At 40.3% G+C, this 22,195-nt stretch carries 18 protein-coding genes; 6 read left to right on the forward strand and 12 right to left on the reverse strand.

The features are described 5' to 3' along the window. Positions 1-22 precede the first annotated feature (22 nt). Positions 23-1,072, forward strand: coding sequence for an ABC transporter substrate-binding protein (locus ACQV1I_RS24165; protein WP_236645722.1), 1,050 nt, complete (start codon positions 23-25; stop codon positions 1,070-1,072). Between the two features lie 3 nt (positions 1,073-1,075). After that, positions 1,076-2,410: an MFS transporter gene (locus tag ACQV1I_RS24170; RefSeq protein WP_094700122.1), complete on the forward strand. Its 1,335-nt coding sequence runs from the start codon at positions 1,076-1,078 to the stop codon at positions 2,408-2,410. A 53-nt stretch (positions 2,411-2,463) separates the two neighbouring features. Here ACQV1I_RS24170 and ACQV1I_RS24175 read toward each other — a convergent pair whose 3' ends face one another. The 6 genes from ACQV1I_RS24175 to ACQV1I_RS24200 form a co-directional block, all read right to left on the reverse strand. Further along, positions 2,464-3,396 (reverse strand): response regulator, encoded by a 933-nt coding sequence (locus ACQV1I_RS24175; RefSeq protein ID WP_116333553.1) that lies wholly within the window; start codon positions 3,394-3,396, stop codon positions 2,464-2,466. Beyond that, complete coding sequence (locus ACQV1I_RS24180; RefSeq protein ID WP_116333552.1) at positions 3,378-4,664, reverse strand: sensor histidine kinase; 1,287 nt, start codon at positions 4,662-4,664, stop codon at positions 3,378-3,380. Before ACQV1I_RS24180 ends, ACQV1I_RS24175 begins: the two co-directional genes overlap by 19 nt. Before the next feature lie 81 nt (positions 4,665-4,745). Next, complete coding sequence (locus tag ACQV1I_RS24185; protein WP_094700125.1) at positions 4,746-5,396, reverse strand: amino acid ABC transporter permease; 651 nt, start codon at positions 5,394-5,396, stop codon at positions 4,746-4,748. Between the two features lie 14 nt (positions 5,397-5,410). Further along, positions 5,411-6,064: an amino acid ABC transporter permease gene (locus ACQV1I_RS24190; RefSeq protein WP_094700126.1), complete on the reverse strand. Its 654-nt coding sequence runs from the start codon at positions 6,062-6,064 to the stop codon at positions 5,411-5,413. Positions 6,065-6,155: 91 nt separating this feature from the next. Then, positions 6,156-7,004, reverse strand: coding sequence for a glutamate ABC transporter substrate-binding protein (locus ACQV1I_RS24195; protein WP_018671144.1), 849 nt, complete (start codon positions 7,002-7,004; stop codon positions 6,156-6,158). 36 nt (positions 7,005-7,040) lie between these two features. Then, complete coding sequence (locus ACQV1I_RS24200) at positions 7,041-7,769, reverse strand: amino acid ABC transporter ATP-binding protein (protein WP_018671145.1); 729 nt, start codon at positions 7,767-7,769, stop codon at positions 7,041-7,043. Positions 7,770-8,061: 292 nt separating this feature from the next. Here ACQV1I_RS24200 and ACQV1I_RS24205 point away from each other — a divergent pair, with 292 nt between their 5' ends. Continuing rightward, positions 8,062-9,744: a family 10 glycosylhydrolase gene (locus ACQV1I_RS24205; protein WP_116333551.1), complete on the forward strand. Its 1,683-nt coding sequence runs from the start codon at positions 8,062-8,064 to the stop codon at positions 9,742-9,744. Between the two features lie 91 nt (positions 9,745-9,835). Here the strand turns inward: ACQV1I_RS24205 and ACQV1I_RS24210 are convergent, their stop codons facing one another. Together ACQV1I_RS24210 and ACQV1I_RS24215 are read right to left on the reverse strand one after the other, a co-directional pair. Beyond that, positions 9,836-10,813 (reverse strand): iron-hydroxamate ABC transporter substrate-binding protein, encoded by a 978-nt coding sequence (locus ACQV1I_RS24210; RefSeq protein WP_116333550.1) that lies wholly within the window; start codon positions 10,811-10,813, stop codon positions 9,836-9,838. A gap of 250 nt (positions 10,814-11,063) precedes the next feature. Then, the gene (locus ACQV1I_RS24215) at positions 11,064-13,076 is read right to left on the reverse strand and encodes a methyl-accepting chemotaxis protein (RefSeq protein ID WP_116333549.1); all 2,013 of its coding nucleotides are present in this window, start codon (positions 13,074-13,076) and stop codon (positions 11,064-11,066) included. 409 nt (positions 13,077-13,485) lie between these two features. On the opposite strand from ACQV1I_RS24215, the gene ACQV1I_RS24220 reads away from it, so the two are divergent. The 3 genes from ACQV1I_RS24220 (at position 13,486) to ACQV1I_RS24230 (ending at position 15,886) form a co-directional block, all read left to right on the forward strand. Next, positions 13,486-14,541 carry a methyltransferase domain-containing protein gene (locus ACQV1I_RS24220; RefSeq protein ID WP_116333548.1) on the forward strand — a complete coding sequence of 352 codons (1,056 nt, stop codon included), beginning with the start codon at positions 13,486-13,488 and terminating at the stop codon, positions 14,539-14,541. Between the two features lie 91 nt (positions 14,542-14,632). Then, a complete protein-coding gene (locus ACQV1I_RS24225; RefSeq protein ID WP_116333547.1) occupies positions 14,633-15,325 on the forward strand; it encodes a class I SAM-dependent methyltransferase in 693 nt (230 codons plus the stop codon). A 93-nt stretch (positions 15,326-15,418) separates the two neighbouring features. Then, positions 15,419-15,886, forward strand: a complete 468-nt coding sequence (locus tag ACQV1I_RS24230) for a YecA family protein (protein WP_116333546.1) — start codon at positions 15,419-15,421, stop codon at positions 15,884-15,886. Between the two features lie 98 nt (positions 15,887-15,984). Here ACQV1I_RS24230 and ACQV1I_RS24235 read toward each other — a convergent pair whose 3' ends face one another. The 4 genes from ACQV1I_RS24235 to ACQV1I_RS24250 all read right to left on the reverse strand — a co-directional run bounded on the left by ACQV1I_RS24235 (position 15,985) and on the right by ACQV1I_RS24250 (position 22,187). Next, positions 15,985-17,013: a fatty acid desaturase gene (locus tag ACQV1I_RS24235; RefSeq protein WP_116333545.1), complete on the reverse strand. Its 1,029-nt coding sequence runs from the start codon at positions 17,011-17,013 to the stop codon at positions 15,985-15,987. 453 nt (positions 17,014-17,466) lie between these two features. Next, positions 17,467-18,198 (reverse strand): alpha/beta hydrolase, encoded by a 732-nt coding sequence (locus ACQV1I_RS24240; protein ID WP_116333544.1) that lies wholly within the window; start codon positions 18,196-18,198, stop codon positions 17,467-17,469. A 222-nt stretch (positions 18,199-18,420) separates the two neighbouring features. Then, positions 18,421-20,922, reverse strand: a complete 2,502-nt coding sequence (locus tag ACQV1I_RS24245; RefSeq protein WP_116333543.1) for a hypothetical protein — start codon at positions 20,920-20,922, stop codon at positions 18,421-18,423. Beyond that, positions 20,922-22,187 carry a TRAFAC clade GTPase domain-containing protein gene (locus ACQV1I_RS24250; protein WP_176452376.1) on the reverse strand — a complete coding sequence of 422 codons (1,266 nt, stop codon included), beginning with the start codon at positions 22,185-22,187 and terminating at the stop codon, positions 20,922-20,924. The genes ACQV1I_RS24245 and ACQV1I_RS24250 overlap by 1 nt, the downstream gene beginning before the upstream one ends. Positions 22,188-22,195 lie beyond the last annotated feature (8 nt).

A 22,195-nucleotide genomic window follows, 5' to 3' on the forward strand; every position in this document is an offset into this window, starting at 1 on the left:
AGAAAGTAAAGGCTGATCTATGATGAAGAAACATTTATTCTTTTTCTTGCTAGTAAGCATTTGTTCTTTATTACTTGTTAGTTGTTCCAAAGAAACGAATCCTATTACCTATGATAATCATGGGATTCCTCGTTTAAAAGGACATCACCTTGTTGCCTATGTTGCTTCTCGTGAAGAAGTAGGAAATGCGTTGCTATCATCCTTTTGCCAAGAAACCGGCTGTACGTACGAATTCATGCGTCTATCTACAGAAGATATTCTGCGCCGGGTTTCACAGGAGAAAAATAATCCTCAAGCTGATTTAGTTATCGGCGGCACGGTCGACGCTCATATCACAATGAAAAATGAGAAGCTGTCAGAGCCTGTTATCAGCAAAAACGGCTCCCTCATCCCCTTGGAAACAAAGGATGAGGATGGTTACTGGTACGGCTATGAGATCGAACAGTTATCCATAGCTATTAACACGGACCGCTGGCACGACGAGATTGAACCGTTAGGACTTCCATTCCCGACAAAATGGGACGATTTGTTACATCCTATCTATAAGAACCAAATCGTGATGTCCAACCCTAACTACTCCGGCACGGCCTACACGTTTATTTTATCCTTGTTTGAAACATTGGGTGAAAAGCAAGCAATCGACTATATTACGCGGTTACATCCAAATATTGCTGCTCTAACTGTAAACGGATACATGCCCGCTCAGTTAGTTAGTTCTGGAGAGTATTTAATTGGAATTAACTTTCTAGGAGATCAGCGAAAGCTGCGCGAAGCTGGCTTCCCTCTGATCAGCATTGTCCCTGAAGATACAGGATTAGCTGTCAATGCTCTCTCTAAGATTAAGCATGCACCAAACGGACTTGTTGCTGATTTATTTATCGATTATTCGTTGTCCAAACAAGCAGCAAAGGTATTAGAGCGTGTATCATACGGAATTCCTACCGTGCAACAAGATAAGATGAATAGGCTGAATATGGATGTTATACAGATTCATGAGTCTATGAAATGGCATGATACCATCATCAAACTTTGGAACAAATTACGAGATACAAAACAACCTCAAGGAGAATGATTCATGTTTGGATGGTTAAAGCAAGCTCCAGCTGCACCTCGTCTACCTGATCATATGATCGCTAAGATGTACAAGATCTTCCGTATCCGTACATTGATCGGAATTTTCATCGGTTATGCTGGTTATTATTTAGTTCGTAGTAACTTCGCACTGTCTACAACCTACTTAAAAAATGACTTTGGTTTTAGTACGACTCAAATTGGTCTATTAAGCTCTGTTATGGCTATTACCTATGGCGTAAGTAAATTCTTTATGGGTAACTTGGCAGACAAAGCTCATACACAACGCTTTATTGCATTTGGTTTATTGCTATCTGCTTTGGCTAACATTTGCTTTGGTTTCACCTCTAGCTTTGGTCTATTTATCGTTCTATTGTTTATGAATGGTATGTTCCAAGGTATGGGTGCTCCTCCGTGCAGTATCGTAATGGCAAAATGGTTCTCCAAGAAAGAACGCGGAACAAAAATGGGTATCTGGAATTGCTCTCATAACATTGGTGGCGGTATCATCGCTCCAATCGTTGGTGTTGGTCTAGGTATTTTCGGTACACATTTCTGGCAGGCGGGTGTATACATCTTCCCAGCTGCTCTTGCTATTCTCATTGCCATTTTTGTATGGTTCTGCGGTAAAGATACACCTCAGTCTTGCGGACTTCCTCCAATTGACGAGTATCGTAATGACTATGATGATGTAAAAGATGAATCAAATGGCACTGATCTATCTCCTAAAGAGATTTTGATGAAATATGTTGTGAAAAACAAATTTGTTTGGTTCCTATGTTTTGCTAACGCATTTGTTTACTTGATTCGTTTCGGTGTATTGAACTGGGTTCCTCTATATCTAACTGATGTAAAAGACTTTACTCAAGCACAATCTCATATGGCGTATGCAGCGTTTGAATGGGCTGCTATCCCAAGCTCTCTACTTGTTGGTTGGTTGAGCGACCGTGTGTTTAAAGGTAATCGTATGCCACTATGTATCATCAGTATGGTAGGTGTTGTTCTTGCAACGTTGGTATATTGGAAATCTTCCAACGTTATAGCAATCAGTCTTGCGGTATCTGTTATCGGTTGTTTGATCTATGTACCACAATTCCTTATCGGGCTATCAGCAATTGACTTTGTACCAAAGTTCGCTGTAGGTACAGCCGTAGGTATGACAGGATTGTTCGGTTATGTAGGTGGTAGCTTCGTAGCTAATGCCGTAATCGGATTTTTAGTTGACACTTCTGGTTGGGACGGTGGCTTCATGCTAATGCTAGCTGGGGGTGTTGTAGCTAGTGTCTTCCTGATCCTCATTCAAATGGGCCAAAAGAAGCAAAAAGGAAAACTAGCATAACAATCGCTAAAAAAATAAAGGATGAGGGAAGTCTCTTTTAATGGAGACATCCCTCATTTTTTTGCTTCCATAAAAAAAATAGATAAAAATTTCCTTACATTTATGCGACATTTCGTATTCTTTTCTCCGGCTTCAAGCTCCTTCATTCGTAATCTCACCTCTTTGAAATCAAATAAGCGAGGAGCAAAATGTTCAAAGGTAGGATTGGCATAGTCCGTTAATCCTAACGAGGATAGATGTGTAAAGGCCTGCAACACCATTCTGCGAATGCGTTGTTCCATAGCCCGTACTTCTTTTAAGAGTACCTGCTCATCTATCTTATCGGACATCCTCTGCAACACCTGTGTGTATAGCTCCTTTAGTTGCATATCCCTCAATAAATGGCCCCCACGCTCTTCTGTAGCCAGCCATTGAATCATCGAGAAAAGATCACGTGCTCCTGCCTCACCCGCAATCCCTAGCTGTAGTAAGAGCTGGCGTACATTTTGTTCCAAATGGTTCTGTTCAAATGATCCAAGACGCATTGCATTTGTACCTTGGTTTCCATGATTTAGATGATCCTTTCCCTTGATATCTAATATCTGGAGTGATTTGCGAATGGATTGTAAAGATGCTTCCAACGAGAGATGGTCTGCTACCCGTTTTAATACAGAAAGTACTTCAAGTTTATTAATCGGCTTTTGAATGAAGGTATCTATTCCTTGTAAGTACGCTTCCCCGATCATTTCTTTGTTTTCTACCTGAGACACCATGATAAATCTCCCGTTGAAGCCTTCTCCCTGTAGTTTTTTAATCGTCTGTATTCCATCCATCCCTGGCATTAATAAGTCAATCAAAATGACATCTACACCATATAACTGATCAATAGAAACATGGATACCATCACTGGCTTGGCCAATGATTTCACCTAGCTTACTTTCATGAATGAGTCTCTCCAACATCCTACGTACAACAGCGTCATCTTCAATTAGGAAAAAACGAAGCACAAGCCCCTCTCCTCTCTTAGCAATTGATCGGTTGGTATTCTCACTTCAAAATGCGTGATTGGCTCTGATTCATGTACGATCCTAAGCGTACCATCCAAGCTATGAATAATTCCTTTTGCATGCGTAAGTCCAATGCCAGTAGACGGCTTACCTTCTCTGTCATACTTTGTGGTATAGCCTAGTTCAAACACCCATTCCCGGTCTTCATATAAAATACCTGACCCGTTATCCATGACGCGGAAAATAATCTCTCTCTCTTCCAAATCCACAGAAAGCTCAATGTTACCTTCAGCAGGAATTGCCTCTACTGCATTTGCTACGAGATTATTTAACACAGAGAGTAATTCATAGATTTGACTAGTAGACAGATTGACATTGCACTTCTTAGTGAACTGTATCTGTTTTCCCATCATTTCTGCATACTTCTGATTTGCGCGTATAACTAGTCCACATAATTGCGATATAGAAAGCTGAGTAGCTAATTCCTTTTGATTAATAATTTTTAACAACCCGGCCAACATGCGTTGGGAATCCTTTTTTACCTCATGCACATGCTCCGCTATGTGTAATGCTCTCGATGATTCAGTATTTTCTGACGATAAAAGCTGCCGATATAATTGATAGCTCTCTCTGGTGATCTCCTCTAGTTGTGTCATGGATTTACGTAGGTAAAAGGTTTCCTCATACAAGCCGGTGTTAATCATTCGCAACCGTTCTAGCTCCTGTTGTCTAACTTCTCCTATCGCTCGTACTTGTCGAATGGAAAAACTGTTATATAGACCCACCGCAAAAAAACTACGCAAGGCTCCAAAAAACAAAAGTAGCAAAATACTTTCCGCCGAAATAGCAGGGGCTACTCCACTTATCACGCGTACTAATAGCTCTACTAGATTCGAAGCACAGTCTACAGTAGCTCCTATCAATCCTAACAGCAAGGGAGATTCTACATAACGACGTGCTCTCACTACTTGAAACAATAAAGTGAAGCTACAATAATAAAAGGCGGAAGGTACATGAATGAACAAGCTTTCCTGCCAAACCGCCCCGTATGCCACAACGTCCAAACCCACCCGGAACCACATAGTAAAAGCACCAGTTAACAATCCTGTCAGCAATACCGGCACCGACTGGAACCACAATAAACCAAAGAAGAAGGCAGCAATCCCTAAAGAAAACCGAAATGGCCCTCCAAATGGATTCACCTTCATCTCACCAAAAAAGGCGGTCGCTAGCATAATAATCAGCAATAACAGAAGACGTTCGCGCATAAAACCTCCTTTTCTAAAAAAAAAAGAAAAATCCCCTTCCCCTATTTTACTAGGAAAAAGAGATCAGCAAAACCATTTCCTTTATATATGTTTATTTTCTAGGCGTTTAGAGACACGTGACAAGCTGTAATTCACTACAAAGTACATGACAGCCACCATCAAAAAGGTGGGTACCACATAGTTAACGTTTCTACCGTTAATAATTTGAGCATGATTCATTAATTCTGGTAGTGCAATGACAACTGCAAGCGACGTATCCTTAATTAATGAGATAAATTGACTAACAATAGGTGGAACCATTCGGCGTAAGGCTTGCGGAAGTACCACGTGCCAGAGTGTTTGACTATAAGTTAGGCCTGATGAACGTGCCGCTTCTATCTGTCCCTTATCAACTGAATTCAAGCCACTACGAACAATTTCAGATAGCATGGCCGCCTCAAAAATCACCAGTGCTAAGATAGCTGCTGCTACTTTATCCAGCTTAATACCAACCTCTGGTAAGGCAAAATACGTGAAAAAAATGATTAACAGAAGCGGCAAATTGCGAATAAGCTCAACCACCGTAGCAAGTGCCTGTGAAATACCAGGAATCCGAGAATATCGCAAAACTCCAATAATGATCGCAATAGCAAAGCTTAAAACAATAGAGATAGACGCTACTTTAAGCGTAATTCCAAATCCCTCTACTAAAAAGACAAGATACTGAGGAGAGTATGCCCCGATAAAATCCATATATGCCCTCCCCTTTATTTATGGCTCGCCAAGCGTCGCTCTAGATATCCTACGAGGAAGCTTAACGGCAGAGTTATCACGAGATAAAAAATAGCAACAAATATATAGACATCAAATGTAACAAAGGTTTCAGCAGATATCAGGTCACCAAAATACATTAAATCCAGACCAGCAATAACCCCAAGTATGGAGGAATTCTTCACCAGATTGATAAACTGGTTTCCCATGGGTGGAATTACAACTTTAAAAGCCTGCGGCAGGATAATGTACCGCATTGTTTGTACATAAGTAAGGCCTGATGAACGTGCTGCCTCACTTTGCCCCTTGGGTATAGCCATGATCCCTGCGCGTATCGTTTCCGCAATGAACGCCGCAGTGTAGACTGTAAGCCCCAGAGTACCAGCAAGAAATGGTTTTAATACAATCCCCAATGCAGGTAGCCCCACAAAGAATAAAAACACAACCAGGAGGAGAGGAATATTTCGAATAAATTCTACATATGCTACCCCTACCCAATTTAGAGGGCGTATCGGTGCGATACAAAATACTGCAATAAGTGTCCCTAATAGCAAGCTTCCCACTAATGCCAACAAACTCGCTTTAATCGTATTTCCAAAACCCTCTATAAATAGATCTGAGTGTTCTATAAGAATAGAAAAGTCGATCATCTCTGATGTAATCCCCCTTTATCTTCATGACATAAAGGAATGAGCGGTAGGGAGGACGCCCATTCCATTCAAGTCTTCAAGTCACACCGGTCTAATTTGTTGGCTTTTCACCAATCCATTTTTCATACAGCTTGTCATACTCACCATTTTGCTTCATTTCTTTTATGAGATCGTTGACCAATGCTACGAATTCAGTATCACCCTTTGGCAAAGCAATTCCATATGGCTCTTCTGTAAATGTTCCCTCTACGACGCGGAAATTTGGATCCTGTTTAGCCATCCCGTATAACAAAGCATTATCTGTAGTTAATGCATCACCTTGACCTGCTTTTAATGCAGTAAAGGCTTCTGCATAGTTTTCAAATTCAAGAACTTCTGCTTCTGGAGCATTTTCACGTATATTTTTAGCTGAAGTGGAGCCTTTTGCAGTAACTACTTTTTTACCCTTCGTAAAGTCCTCCAGACCTTTAATGGTGCTATCTTTCTTCACTAGGAAGGACTGACCAGCCATGAAATATACGTCAGAGAAATCGACTTCTTTCTTGCGTTCCTCCGTAATAGTCATCGTGGCAATAATGGAATCAATCTCTCCGTTTTTTAACATAGGAATACGAGTTTTGGAAGTTACTTCTTTCAACTCAATTTTATTTTCATCGCCAAGGATTTTTTTAGCGATTGCCTTCGCTATATCAATATCAAAGCCTTCGACATTTCCTGAGGCTGGATCTTTTAAACCAAATAAATTCAAATCATATTTAACCCCAACTACGTACTTACCTCGTTCTTTAATCTTAGCTACTGTACCAGTCGCTGCGGTCTTTCCTGATGAACCAGTTCCATCTTGTGGTTTACTAGACCCACATGCTGTTAATGCCGTTGCACTCAACATCACTACCAATCCTACACCCAATACTCTTTTCCATACTTTATTTGCTTTCATTTGCTTACCCCTTTTCCCTTTTATATATCGAAAAGATTAGTGATTTAAAATCCGACTTAAAAACAACTGGGCTCGCTCTTCACGCGGATTAGCAAAGAACTGGTCAGGATGTGCTTCCTCCAATATCTGACCTTGATCCATAAAGACAATTCGGTCAGCCACTTCACGCGCAAAGCCCATTTCATGTGTAACCACGACCATCGTCATTCCTTCTTTAGCTAGCTTCTTCATAACATCAAGAACCTCTCCGATTGTCTCCGGGTCAAGTGCAGATGTCGGCTCATCGAACAGCATAATTTTGGGTTTCATGGCTAACCCACGAGCAATGGCTACACGTTGTTGCTGACCTCCAGATAGTTGGGATGGTAGCTTATCCGCTTTATCAGGTATCCCGACTTTCTCTAAATAGGACATCGCTGTCTCTTTTGCTTCTTTTTCAGAAATACCTAACACCTTTATGGGAGCTAATGTGATGTTTTGCAACACAGTCTTGTGCGGATACAAGTTAAAATGCTGAAACACCATACCGATATCTCGTCGGAGCCGATTAATGTCGGTACTTTTGTCATTTACCTTTATGTTGTCTACAATCAGTTCTCCATTTGAAATCGTTTCTAGGCGATTCATACAACGAACTAATGTACTTTTACCAGACCCGGAAGGCCCGATTACCACGACAACCTCTCCCTGGTTGATGTGCAGGTTAATATTTTTAAGCACATGGAAATTTCCGTAATGTTTGTTCACTTGATGAAAGCTAATCAACCAGAATCCCCCTTATATATGTTTTTATATTTCGTATCGTAAAGAGAACCTACCCGATTCTACAGGAAAATACAAAGAATTTTCTTTTTGTTTGAATTTTTAAATAAAATGAAAACTAACTGCCATATTGATCCATGTGAACAATAATCACTTTCTTTTCTGTATTTCATGTTCTATATAATATTTTTCATCCTGTTTTGGTAATTGAACGTAACAAAGTTTCCTACTAGAACGTCTAAAGCTAATAGAGCATTTTTTTAAAAAAATCTATTGATTCGGGAGGATTGTAAGAATGAAGCTTCGCCAGTTATTCGCCCTGCTTCTTTTGTTCACACTATGCGTCCCCATGACGGGCCAGTCGGTGCAAGCTCAGGCTTCCCAGGGGATCAGTATCTACCTGGATGGACAAAGAATAAATAGTGATGTCCCACCGTACATCATTCCAAAAGTAAATGTCACCATGGTTCCACTTCGTGTTATCAGCGAAGGCCTAGGCGCCCAAGCAAATTGGGATCAGTCTAAGCAAACGGTGACAATTCATAAACCAGAAACCAACATAAGCATGACTGTAAAACAAAATTATGCAACGGTAAACGGAGCCAGAGTTCACTTAGATTCTTCAGTGGTAAACAAGGAAGGTCGTGTTATCGTTCCCCTACGTTTTGTAAGTCAGGAGCTAGGTCTTCAAGTAGCATGGGATCAGCCTACACAAACCATTACGCTACAATCAGGTAATCAAGCTACTTCTAATCAGGGACCGCCACCAGATATTGTAGGTCCGGGAAACGGACTATACCCCGGGTATCCAGGCAATGACATCAGTCCTGAAAATACAAACCCTGGTGCCACTCCTATTCCTGGATCTCCTAATACCACCGATCGTTCTCTGCGAGGTGTCTGGGTATCTACCGTTTATAATTTGGATTGGCCGTCTACCGCCTCCTATAGCAATATGGCGAAACAACAACAGGAATACATACAATTGCTAGACTCTATGCAAGGAATGGGATTAAATGCTGTATTTGTACAGGTTCGTCCTGCTGCAGATGCCCTTTATCCATCAGCATTAGTCCCATGGTCTAAATACCTGACAGGAAAACAGGGAAAAGACCCAGGCTATGATCCTCTGGCCTTCATGATTGAAGAGACTCACAAACGCGGTATGGAATTTCATGCTTGGTTTAATCCATTTAGAGCTAACACTGATGCAAAAACTGATCAGTTAGCCGCTAACCATGTAGCGAAGGTCCATCCAGAGTGGACAATTAATGCGAATAACAAGCTATACATTAACCCAGGAATACCTGAAGCACGTCAACAAATCATCACGGAGATTATGGAAGTAGTAAATCGATACCAAATCGATGGTGTTCATTTAGACGATTACTTCTATCCATCTGACGGGGTATTCCCTGATGACGCTACCTTCAAAGCTTATAACTACAACTCATTTGCTACAAAAGCAGAGTGGCGTCGCGATAATATTAATCAATTTGTTCGTCAATTAGGCGAATCCATCCATAGCTCTAAATCACAAGTACAGTATGGGATAAGTCCATTTGGTGTATGGCGCAATAAATCGATGGACAGTACCGGTTCTGATACAAAAGCCGGCGTAACTGCTTATGACAACATGCATGCAGACGTTCGTACATGGATTAAACAAGGCTGGATTGATTATGTCATGCCACAGATCTACTGGAGCTTATCCTTCTCTGTTGCCCAGTACGACAAGCTAGTTACTTGGTGGGCTAATGAAGTGAATGGAACCAATGTGAAACTATATGTAGGGCATTCCCCTTATAAGCTGGGAACAAAGGAAGCTGGCTGGCAATCAGCTCAGGAGATTATCAATCAGTTACAGTTCAATACTCAGTTCCCTCAGGTAAAGGGTGACGTATTCTTTAGTGCCAAAGACCTTCGTAAGAACCCGCTTGGAATCGCCGATCTGCTGAGAAGTTATTATGGTAAATAGAAAAGAAAAATAGAAAAACACCAAAACCCTCCTTGTCCACATAAACGGGCGCAAGGAGGGTTTTGGTGTTTTTGGGGCTACAGCATATCAATTATTTTGTTAGCTTCTCGACAATAAAATCAAGCTGGCCTTCTAGTGAAATTGGGTCATTAAATACAGAAGAGCTTTTATCCATAGAAAATACTCGATTGTTCTTCACAGCAGGTAGTGCTTTCCAAATACTGCTGTTATAGACAACCTCAGGATTAGCATCATCTCCTGACCATGCGCTTGTAAAGATATAATCGCCTGCATAGGAAGGTAGCGTTTCAAGAGATAAGCTTCCCAAGCCCTGTCCACTATCAATTACTTCCTTCTGAATAATAGCTGGCGCTTTTAGCTTCAATTCATTGTAGAGTATCTCGCCGCCTCTCGAAAAATTATGACCGAATACATAGATACCCTTGGAGTAGGGATTTAGAATAGATACCGTTTTATCCCCTACAGATGCCTTCACCCTTGGCTTTGCTTCTGCCACCTTTTTATCCCAATTGGCAATCCACTCGTTGGCTTTATCCTCTCTATTTGTCATCTTACCGAATTCTCTTACCTGCTCTCTTACTTCTTTCTTACCGTACTCAATTGCTACTGTAGGAGCAATCTTTTGTAATTGATCAATGTTCTCTGCCCCACTGAATGTAATGATAAGGTCGGGCTTTAGCTCCATAATCTTTTCAGTTGATTTACCATCGCCGATGCTTTGAATCCCATCTAGTCTTTCTTTAAGATAAATGTTATCTAAAGCCTTTTGCGGGACTCCTACTGGTTTGATGCCAAGGGCCAAAAAATCACCTACGTAGATTTCTTCAGCAACCACCACGCGCTTGGGGTCTTTGGGAATTTGAATTTCCCCATTTATCGCTGTGTAGGACATGGTTTGACTTTCTGTTTTGACACCATTTTCTCCTGTTGTCTCAGAGACATTGTTATTGGTAGTGCCAGTATTAGAATTTCCACAAGCAGTCAGGACTCCTGTTAGGAAAAATGTAAACATAACCCTACGAGCTATTTTGAACCCTCCGAATCTCATAAAAGCCTCCTAGATTAAAATTTATTAATAATAATGATAATCAATATCACAAACCAAATCATACCTGATTCTATAAAGTGGTGCAAGACTGGCAATTTAAGCTTACAAAATAAAAACTATCAGGAAAAGTGATGGACAAAAAATATAAAAAACTGCTCCTCTTCAAGAGAGAAGCAGTCATGTGCGCAGTAATCATCCATTATTGTAAGTGGCTAGAAAAAGTCTATTTCTAGCTAGCACGATTTGATCCTTACACTTTAAAACGCTCTAATTCCTCCTGCATTTGCTTTGTCATGCCAGCAAGTGAGCTTGCTGTTGCATGGACCTCCTGAGCTGCTGCAGAGGCTTGTTCAGAAGTCGCAGCGATTTCTTCAGAGGAAGCAGCTACTTCTTCTGAAATGCTAGAGCTTGTTTCTACTTTTTCTAAAATATCCTCTTTTTGTTTTTGCATTTGTTGTGCAGAGTAACTAATTTGCTCCAGCTTCGGATTGATGTTCTCTATTTCACGAATAATTTCCCGGAAGGAGCTCATCGCTAAATCCATTTCGGCTTTTTGACCAGACATAGCCTGACTCATCGATCTAGCATTTTCTAGCATCTGATCGGAATCAGAGGAGACAGAGGTAATCATATCTGCAATCATTTGGGCTGACTGACGAGACTGTTCTGCTAATTTGCGTACCTCATCGGCCACCACAGCGAAACCTCTTCCCGACTCACCTGCACGTGCAGCTTCTATGGCAGCATTTAAAGCCAGTAAATTTGTTTGTTCCGCAATCTCATTTATAGCAGTCGTAATATGATGAACGCCGTTTAAATTCTCATTTGCTGCGACGATTCTATCAATAAATTCTTTGAAAATTTGATTCACCTGATCTACCGATACAATCAATTTGTCCATGTTTTCGTTACTTTCACTTGCTCTTGCATGAATGTTTTTCCCGTTGTGATCCACATCCTCGATGGATACTACCATGTCATCTAAGCCTTTACCATACGAAGTCAGAACTTCACTAATTTCGACGAGTTCTTCTGTTTGAGAGGAAACTCCAGTGGCTACCTCTTGAATCGAAGTGGAAACAGTTTCAGTAGCTGTACTCATCTCTTGAGAAATATTACTTAAACTATGGGAAGAACGGTCAATTTCAGTGGATTGCTTTTGAATCACACCAATTAGGCTACTAAAGGATTGTTTCATATCTTCCAACATGTGTGACATATCACCGATTTCATCACGACGGTTTAGTAGCTTCTGATCAATAGCCGTACATAGCTCTCCTTTAGCCATGAAGGAGAAGATATTTTTGAAGCCTTGAATGGAACGTGATAAAGAGTAAGAGTAGTAATAAACAGCAATACCTCCAAGAAGCAAGAAGACGGAAGAGATAGCCAATAAATAGTTACGCATGATAACAGTTCCATTTAACAGGTCACTCTGCTCGATATAGATAGCAAGTCCGCCACCAGTAAGTGGAATGGGGGCAAAGCCTACATATTTAATTACACCTTTATATTCGTAAGACCCTGTACCATTGACCCCACTGATCATTTTTTCTTCTAGTTCAGCTAATTCTCGTAAAGCTGGATCAGTTTCAGCTGCTTTTATTACATTCTCTTGAGCAAAGACTAAGTCCATATTTTCATGGGCTACTACTGTTCCTTGTTTATTAAGCACATAAGCTCGACCTGTTTGGCTAAACGTAAGGTCTGAGATCATTTCCAATAATTTATCAACTTTGTACTCCATGTACAACACGCTATTTACTTTTTCTCCTAAGTAAATAGGGGTTGCGAAAATGATGATTAATGAATTATCTTCTATGGAAACAATCACATCTGATGTATTGGAATGACCAACAAGTGCCTTCTTAAAATATTCTCGCTGTGCGATACTAGAATTAGATTGAGGGCCCAAGACAACGTTTCCTGAGAGATCAGCAATTCCCCATTTACTTGCTCCACGTTTTTTTATAAGCTTGTTAACGCTAGCTTGAGCTTCTTCTGGGTTTGCTTGATAATTTTCAATCTCTTTGCGGGAAGCCACTCCCTCGATGAACGTTACTTCATTTTTTAGCTTATCCTCATAGTAATTGGCTGTTTGTTGAGCGAGAGGTGTAAGCATCATTTCAGCTGTATATTCAATTTGTTTTTGAGCAGTAAAATAAGCCAGCAACGAAAGACCAATACAGGTGGTAATGAGCAACCCTCCAATAATGAAAAGCAGTTGCGCTTTAATCGTTTTAAACTGAAGCCTAAAAGTCAAAATAATCCCTCCACTTTCTTTGATATCCGTATATCGAAATTTTCTTGTACACTACTTTAATCGTACAAATGAGTAACAAAATCCATAGATAAACTGTTACAGTTTTAAATTTAAATTTTATAAATATTTTTAAAAAAATAAAACGTTTATTCAAGAAAGCAAAATAAGCCTCTATTCATAGGGAAGAAACCTACAAGATTAGAGGATACGTAGACGATCTATCATCGAAAGTGCGGAGCTGATGCATGAAGATGAAATAACTAGTAAACTAGATTGCAGAAAAACTATTTTTGTATTTTAGATGACTTGTACCATCTTATCCTGTCTTAGAAGTACCTTTACGGGCTTTCATACTTTATACTTTCCCCTTACGTTACTGTTTTGATAATCTTGGGTAGGTGACTGACAGATGCAAATCAAGGAGATATCCGAAAAACTTACTATTTCTCCAAGAGCAATTCGCTTTTATGAAGAAAAAGGGCTACTAACACCAGCTAAAAATCAAGAAAACAACTATCGCGATTTTACAGAAAAAGACGCCTGGCGTCTACAAACCATTATTGCCTTACGAGAAGTGGGTATGTCGATCCCCGATATAAAAGCAGCCTTGAAGCAAATTGATGAGGGCAATCATGATGAACTTCAATATTACTTAGAGCTACAGCGTTATGTCATGTTTGCACAATGGCTGGAATTGAAGGAAAACATTCGTACAACCGATCAAATGATAGAGCGCTTGGTACAAAACAAGGAACTTTCGTTGGATCAGATTTTTACTTTGGCAGAGGGCTCTAAGCGTCTAAGAGATTTACGTAAAAACTGGCATGATAAGTGGAATTTTGACCATCAAGCTAGAACCCATGATGTGCACGTCTTACGTAACGAACAGACATTTCATGTCTATCAAAATTATGAGGAAGCGCTTGAGATGACGCTTACATGGGTTGATCCTATTCCCAATGAAAAAGGATTGGATCTGGGCACAGGTACGGGGAATCTAGCTGCACGCTTTATTGATAAAGGCATTCAAATGGCAGGTGTAGATCAATCAAAGGAAATGCTGAAGCAATGCAAAAGAAAGCATCCACAGATGGAAACGAAACTGGGTAATTTCTTAGCCATTCCATACCTGGATGGTCAATTTGATTTTATTGTGACCAGCTTTGCATTCCACCACATAACAGATGCTCAAAAGATGATGGCATTAGATGAAATGCGTCGAGTCTTACAGCCACGTGGTCGAATCTGTATTACCGATTTGATGTTTGAACATGAAATCCACAAAGAGCAGTACCTAGATGCTTTACTCAAACAGGGAAAGATGGAAACCTATACAGCTATTCAAGATAAATATTATGCAAATAGTGCACAGCTTCTCGCTTGGTTTACTACCAATGGATATATTGTTAAGTATCAGAAATTACATGAGCTACTCTATGTCATGTATGCGGTCCCTATCAGATAACAGATGTCTGCTTGAAGATGCGTTTTGTATTGACCTTCTCGTTACGTTAAGCCTTATGCTAGAGCCCTACAACATATTAGGAGGGCTCTGCATGTCACAACCAAATCATCCCGATATCTATAAGAATAAAGCTGAGAAATACGAACGACTAATTTCAAAGCAACCCAGTCTCTATGATGTAATCAACAAAATAAAACCGATTGAAAATACAGACATTATTGATCTGGGAGCAGGTACAGGTAGACTTACCACAGTGCTGGCTAGCCAAGCTAAATCGATCCTTGCTCTCGATGAATCCGAGTCTATGCTGCGAGTAACGGCACATAAATTAAAACAAGCCGGTCTTCATAATTGGAGAACACAAGTAGCTGATCATCGTGCTCTTCCAGTAGACAATGACTCCGCTGATCTACTAGTATCGGGTTGGAGCATTGGCTACCTAGCAAATTCTACCGACTCTGCTTGGGAAAATAATATCAAGCATATAATGGAAGAAATGAAGCGAGTCCTTCGTCCTGGTGGTACAGCCATTATTTTTGAAACGATGGGGACCGGATATGAAACTCCTCATCCGCCCGTATTTTTACAGGATTATTACAGATTACTTGAACAAGATTATGGCTTCTCGTTTTCTTGGATTAGATTGGATTATCATTTTGAGAGTGTAGACGAAGCTAAAGACTTGACGGAATTTTTCTTCGGAATGGAAGTAGCAGACAAAGTGATGAGCCAATCACTTCTTCAAGTACCAGAGTGTGCGGGTGTATGGACCTTACAGGTTTAAAAAGAACAACAGACCATTCTTCGTCATCAGTCGAGGAATGGTTTTTCTATGTGTTATACTACATATTATTAACAATCAGTACATAAAAGGGAAGTGGTTATTTTGGATATCGGAAGAAACTCACTCTGTCCATGTGGGAGTGGTAAAAAATATAAAAAATGTTGTTTACATAAAGATGAGCAACGCAATTACCTCCATTCATCGTCAACAGAAACCAATCAATTGTTGCATAAATATATTGACCTAGAATTAACATGGGTTAACGAAGATTATATAACCACAGCCCACAATATCGTGAAGAGTATGCAAGCAGATTACGGGGCTGACGTTGTTGCCGCAGCTGTCAACCTATGGCATAAATATTCTCATGCTACCCAACCAGTACTCCGAAAAGCTGGAATCATAGAAGCGTCAATTGAATATTCGATTGCGACGATTATGGATATTCCTATCACACAGGCTGCATTAGCAAGCAAGTATAATGTCTCTGCTGGAACGATCTCCAAGCGCGTACAGGACATACTTGATAACGATTGGTTTGTCGATCAAACACATCCCTAACTACAATAAAACCTAGCACATAAACCAGGTACTTATCCCGTACCTATTGATCTGTGCTAGGCTTTTTATTTCATGATTTTAATTAATACTCTTACGGACTAACTGGTTTTCTCCAGATTATTTTTCATGATCCTGTGATGTATATCTTTGAATCCCACAAATTTCTTGCTTTCCTCACTCCAAAGACGAAAGCTGAGTGATCGCAGACTTGATAGCAATGTAATGCTTCTCACGTCCTGTAAGAAGGCATTATGCTGATAAGCTGAAGCCAAGTAATAGTTAGGCACACGTGGACTCAAATGGTGAATATGGTGAAAGCCAATATTACCTGTAATCCAATGCAGAACTTTTGGCAATTTGTAAAAGGAACTTCCCTGTAAGGCCGCTTTTACATAATCCCAATTCTCTTCTTGTTCAAAATACGTATCCTCAAACTGATGCTGTACATAAAACAACCAAATACCAGCTGCACCTGAAATAAGAAAGATTGGTCCCTGAATGAATAAAAACGCTTGCCAACCGAGAGTCCAGCAAAGTACACCTGATAAGGCAATGATACCTAGATTGGTCATATACGTATTGAAACGTTCCTTCTGCCCTACACCTTTACGGTTAAATCGGTAATCAATCAAAAATACATAGATAGGGCCTAGACCAAACATGATGAATGGATTTCGATACAACCGATAGAACAATCGCTTACTAGGTGACAATGCTACGTACTCATCTACCGTGAGTGTCCATACATCTCCCGTGCCTCGTTTATTTAAATTACTGCTTGTTGCGTGATGAATAGAGTGAGATCTCTTCCACTGCTCATAGGGGCAACACGTTAAAATACCCGTGATCAAACCAACAATCTCATTTGCTTTCCGATTTTTAAAGAAAGAGTAGTGGCAACAATCATGAAAAATAATAAAGATTCGAATGAGAAAGCCTCCGGCAGGGACAATCAATACTAGACTCAACCAGTAGGATACCGATAAACATAGATAAGCACCATACCAAAGCAGGCAAAATGGGATCAATGTATTGATTAACTGTCGTACGCTATACTTGATATGGGATTTTTCATAGGGGGCAATTTGCTTTCTCCAGTTAACTTGTTCTTTCAGATTTACGCTAATAGTAATCTTCCTCTCTTTGAATCTTTACTTTTACAGTAACGCATGGATTCCGAATCAAAGGGAGAAGATGATTCATGCCCATCTATAGTTCACTATAAATACTGGAAAGGGTTCGATTAGTTTTAACCCTCTCTTTGTTAGCGACATATAACGTTACGTCCAACTCGTAACAAATCGTACTCTTTACTTCCTAACTGCCTTTCCTCATTATATTCGAAAACCGTTCTCAATTGTCTTATAATTTTTTGCCGAAATCCACCACTTGTCAGAAATTTTTTTGTTCATGGTTCTGCTGATACCACCCCAGCTTAAATAGCCTACCAATAAGTATTTATGAGCTTTGGATATCCAATCACTCATCTCATTCATTATCATGTAAGTAAAATACACCCTTTAAAGTAGACTTCGCCCCCCATGGCTTGTCGATACCTTTATTGGATGTATTTTTTTCTACTATGTAAACAGCCATTTCATCGCCTGTGGGAAGTGCTTAATAAAGAAAAGCCCATCGTGGGTCCCACCTTCTTCTACCACGAACTTCAGTTGCTCCTTGGGAAATCCATTTCCGATCAGAAACTCATAAGCCTTATACGTATACGGAACCATATTAGCCTGGATATTTCTTTTATAAATGCCTTCAAGACTTCCCACATACATGTACATTCGTTGCTTACTAGAAGCGATCTGATTGTCACCGATAAATTCTAATAGGCCTTCAAACCACAAGGAGGCAGATAACAACCCTATACGTCCAAATACCTCGGGATACAAGTAAGCGGCATATAATGAAATCATTCCGCCAAAAGAACCGCCAATTATCCCAGTATATTCCGCTTCCGCTTTTGTTCGGTAGATTGAATCTACATGGGGCTTTAAGGTATGAACAACGTAAGAAAGATATTCTGCACCCTTACCACCAAAATCAGGGTAGCTACTAAGCAATGCTTTAGCAGGCCATGGCGTGTATTCATCATTACGATTATGTGGTGTAATACACACAAAGATTAATTCTGGTAGCTCCTTGGTAATGAACAGATGCTCTAGTAGATTCATACATTTATGGACTAAATAGCTGCTATCCTGTACGTACACCACAGGAAAGTGCCCTCCATTATTATAAGTAGGAGGCAAATAAATCATAATCTGTCTATCGCCCACGATCTCTGTAATGAATGTCTCTCTCATCTACTCATCATCCTCTCTAGCACGTATCCATGTCATTTCATTCATTATAAATAGTAGTTGAAATAGGGGTAAGACAACCATGGATTAAATCCCGAATCATAATGGAGGATTTGAGCTTTCAATTAAAAAAAGGAGACCCGTCGAAAATGACTAGTCCCCTTTGTAACACGTAGGGTTCTGGAGCTTGATCTTATCCTACGGCTTCTTTCCTGTATGCTAGCTCTATTTAGTTGGAACAGACGACGCTATAACCTGCTTAACATTTGGCTGCAAAAGCATATAAATTGGTGTATTTTCTATGGAATCAGCTTGTCCCTTCTCCACAAATATCGGAGTGACATCCTCCACTGCACCAGTAACAGGCGTCGTTTCTGTAGCAGGAAGCGTCGCTGGAATAGGAGCCTGACTTTTGGAATAAAGCATTACACCTCCGACTGTACCTACCGTAAGCATCACTAGCAAACCGATCACAGCCATACCTTTGTTCTGGCGAAAGAATCTCGCCACAGCATTTGACGACTCCTTCTCTGCCTCATGTAGCATTTCTCTAAACTCCGGGTTACGAATGGCATACCAACGTTTTCGCCACTCTTTATCCCGTAGCCTTTTAGCATGATCATGCAAAAGATACTGTTTCAATACGAGACGATAAGAAGGGACAAGCTTTCTGTCTACCAAAAACATCCTTTGTTTCAATAGCCACTGAATAAACAGATAGGTAGTCTCGTCTCCACCATGTTGCTCAACAAAAGTAAGCATACCGTCAAAATCAAACACCGCATGTGAATTCTGGGAATCACCACGATAAAAAACAAGCGCTACCTTTGGAAAGCTACCTTCGTCTAATGGACTGCCCAACATCTTTCGAATCAGCTTCTGCTGTATTTGGATGTCATCCTTGTCCCAATTCCGATAAAACTCTTCGGGCATAGGAGTACCTGGCTCTTTCTCCAGGGAAAAGACGTTCATTAGTAGCTCAAGCTTATATTCGCTCTGTGAATCTAGCGCTGTGAAAAAGCTTTGCGGTTTATGTTCAAACAAAGAGACGACCTTCCTAACATCCTCCTTGGATAACGCCTCCAAAGAAAGATGCTTTAGTAAACATTTGTCTATCTCTTCTAAAATCCTGTTCGTATAGCTGTGACCTACTCGCCACTTACCCAACATTTGATGAATCGATAGTGTCGCTTCTACCTTTTGTTTTTCTTCTTTCAATAAGCTCAGCAGTTTTTGCTCCGTTCTGTTCATGAAAAAATGATTTTGAAATGCTTGGGAAGCATGATTCGCCCAAAAATTCATTTCCTTGACTACATCGTCTAGTTTGTTGCAGCCTACTAAGCGCTGGGCCACATATTCCTCAAATAAAGGCTTCACGACCTTTTCATAGCTCAAAATGGTACTCATCATAAACCTGAACAATTCATGATTACCTGAGAGTTGCTTGTATATCTGAGTAACGTACTCTGTTTGTTGAGAGCTTTTCCCCTTGAGAAGAATATCCATCAGATACATAATGATCTCTTTACGGGAATCTTGATTCTCTACAACATTATACGCTTCGCTGATCAATGTAATCAGCTCGACGGAAGGGAGACTCTTGGAGGCAACAGCCATTTTTTCCGCCTCAAATAAAAGCCCAAACAGCGCAAATAATCTCTTTTTGTTCATCAAGCGTTCATTACGAATATACTGTAGAAGTACTTGCCATACCGCCGTTTTATTACGCTCATAGACGTTCATCTGACCTGTTTCTATCAAAAACAGCGTACACAATTCATAATAGGTGGTAGTGCTCAAGCCCTTAGCAAGATCCTCTCCTGCAAGAATTTCGTCAGCAAACTCGTAAAATGACTTGAGCACAACAGCCTCGTTCAAATTATTCCACGCAAAGGTAAGATACTCGTGCTCACCTTGAATATCAGCATGGAGTATTGATTTGTTTGCAAAATCAAACAGAAAATCTTTATTCATATGTCCGTTACCAGACCTTATGCTACCCTTTTCAACAAAAATAACATGAAGATACTTTTTACTCTCCGGTTCATTTGTATAGGTAAGGAACCCCAATTGTCTACGCATCTCATAAGGTAAGCACCCATACAGAATCTCTACTAATTGAGTAGCAGCTTCAGAGGTCTCACTGATATCAACATCTAAGCTAATAAATACCTTTTTCTTTGTTGATAGAGAGCTCATGGTAGCGAATAGCAGTTGTTTAAATGCTTGTTCATCAATCCCTAACCGAGCTAAAATCTGCTTTTTATCACCAGTACTACGATTGTGATATGGCAAATCCTCTAATTCAGGCAGCTCTTTCCCATTGGTTTCTTCATGATGATTTGTAAAGGAACTAATACCGAAAATCTTTGCTGGCGTTTTGCAAAATTCATCCCGTTGTACACTCGGAATCACATAATTATGCGTAAAGAATGTATTCCGTTGTCCTGTAAAGTCTGCTCCTACATAAACGCTTTTCCCGATTACCATTTCGCCTGATTCAGCGCGAAAACAGAAAAGTGCCTCTGGATACTTATCTACCTGTGTTTCTCCCTTTTCCTGTAGCTCTTTAGGAGCATTGTAGACACAAAACGGATGGAGCGTCTTCTTGATAAATGAATTGTCCAGAGAAGCAGATTTAGAGACGGTGTCGTATCCTTCGTTTGAGCGGAAAATCCCTTGCCGCCCTCGCGTATAGTACTGCTGTTGAATATGCTGCCGTCCCACTATTGCTCCCTCCCATCAATATAATCCAATTGATGTAACAGCCAAATAAATGGTTCATCTACACGAACAGGCGTCACTACGCCAGTCACCTTTTGGTTAACCGGGTTACTTCCCAGTGCAGATACAGCAAAATAAGCCGTATTTGTGAAATAAACCTCCAGTGCATCCTTAAAGGGTCGATCTACTTTTTCAATGAAGCGACGTATCTCTCCATTGATGTTTTCAAATTCACTCGTGTTAAGGTACTGTTCATGAACGAAATTTCGAAACACATTACTATTTGATTTAATGTACTCACTGTCGTCTTCCTTCAGCATGTGCAGCATGTCGCTTTTGGTCAGAACAACAGCTGTCGGTATATTTGTTTTACTGTGCTCCTCATAGCCGATGAAGTTTTCAAATAGAGTGATGAGAACTTCACGTGGCTCATCATATCTCGCTGTAAACTCCCCTGGCTCATCGCCTACATTAAACATGATCTTGTCGCGTATCGTTCTAATTTGCAGAGGATCAACAAGGAATAGAATACCTGAGGAATTCTTCACATGGGAGGCATATAGCTCTAAATATTCACGATCTACCATTCCCTCACCCGCAACGTCAAAAAACACCAGAATGAGCGGGGCTTGTTCACTATCTTTAAAAATAAATTGAAAAATAAATGGCTCCTGCCGCTTTTCCTTTTGAGTAGAATCAAGCAGTTGGCCTCTCTCAAATAAGGGCGCCTCGTAATTTTCCCGGAATTTGCGACTAATCTGTGCGTTTAATGGCATGCAGGCAGCGTTAAAATGATTTGCAGTTGTATTTTGTAGCGTGTGAATCAGTGAAGTCATATAGACAGACTTACCCACTTGAGAAGCACCAACGATCGAAATAATATTACTTGGCGCCTTCCCCGCTGTAATAGGGAGTTCATTATGACATTTCGGGCAAAGTCTGCGTTTGGTAACCATACCGTATCGATCAGTCAGCCCTACCAAAACCTGATCAACATAAAGCTGATTCTCATGCGGTATCGTAGCCGGGTCAATTACCGCCTCCAGCTCCTCAATCGAATCAAGTCCAAATTTATCTCTATACTGATTTAGAATTTCATCTTCCTGCAACGCGTAATTTTCGTCATCATCACGATGATGTGTGGCTCTAAATACTACCTGATCAGGGGAATACTTCGCAAAACAATAGGGACAAACAATATCATAAAAAGGAAGCCGTTCCTTGATTGGCTGTTTTTTATCAAACATACTCTTCAAAAATGTAAACACGTGGTTCC

This window comes from Brevibacillus sp. JB24b, from assembly GCF_051713385.1.
In the GTDB taxonomy this organism is placed as follows: domain Bacteria; phylum Bacillota; class Bacilli; order Brevibacillales; family Brevibacillaceae; genus Brevibacillus_B; species Brevibacillus_B laterosporus.

Coding starts and splice junctions, on each gene's coding strand:
- ACQV1I_RS24195 (WP_018671144.1), bottom strand. CDS start 7,004: ATGAAAGCAAATAAAGTATGGAAAAGAGTATTGGGTGTAGGATTGGTA.
- ACQV1I_RS24205 (WP_116333551.1), top strand. CDS start 8,062: ATGAAGCTTCGCCAGTTATTCGCCCTGCTTCTTTTGTTCACACTATGC.
- ACQV1I_RS24165 (WP_236645722.1), top strand. CDS start 23: ATGAAGAAACATTTATTCTTTTTCTTGCTAGTAAGCATTTGTTCTTTA.
- ACQV1I_RS24170 (WP_094700122.1), top strand. CDS start 1,076: ATGTTTGGATGGTTAAAGCAAGCTCCAGCTGCACCTCGTCTACCTGAT.
- ACQV1I_RS24210 (WP_116333550.1), bottom strand. CDS start 10,813: ATGAGATTCGGAGGGTTCAAAATAGCTCGTAGGGTTATGTTTACATTT.
- ACQV1I_RS24185 (WP_094700125.1), bottom strand. CDS start 5,396: ATGGATTTTATCGGGGCATACTCTCCTCAGTATCTTGTCTTTTTAGTA.
- ACQV1I_RS24220 (WP_116333548.1), top strand. CDS start 13,486: ATGCAAATCAAGGAGATATCCGAAAAACTTACTATTTCTCCAAGAGCA.
- ACQV1I_RS24180 (WP_116333552.1), bottom strand. CDS start 4,664: ATGCGCGAACGTCTTCTGTTATTGCTGATTATTATGCTAGCGACCGCC.
- ACQV1I_RS24190 (WP_094700126.1), bottom strand. CDS start 6,064: ATGATCGACTTTTCTATTCTTATAGAACACTCAGATCTATTTATAGAG.
- ACQV1I_RS24225 (WP_116333547.1), top strand. CDS start 14,633: ATGTCACAACCAAATCATCCCGATATCTATAAGAATAAAGCTGAGAAA.
- ACQV1I_RS24240 (WP_116333544.1), bottom strand. CDS start 18,198: ATGAGAGAGACATTCATTACAGAGATCGTGGGCGATAGACAGATTATG.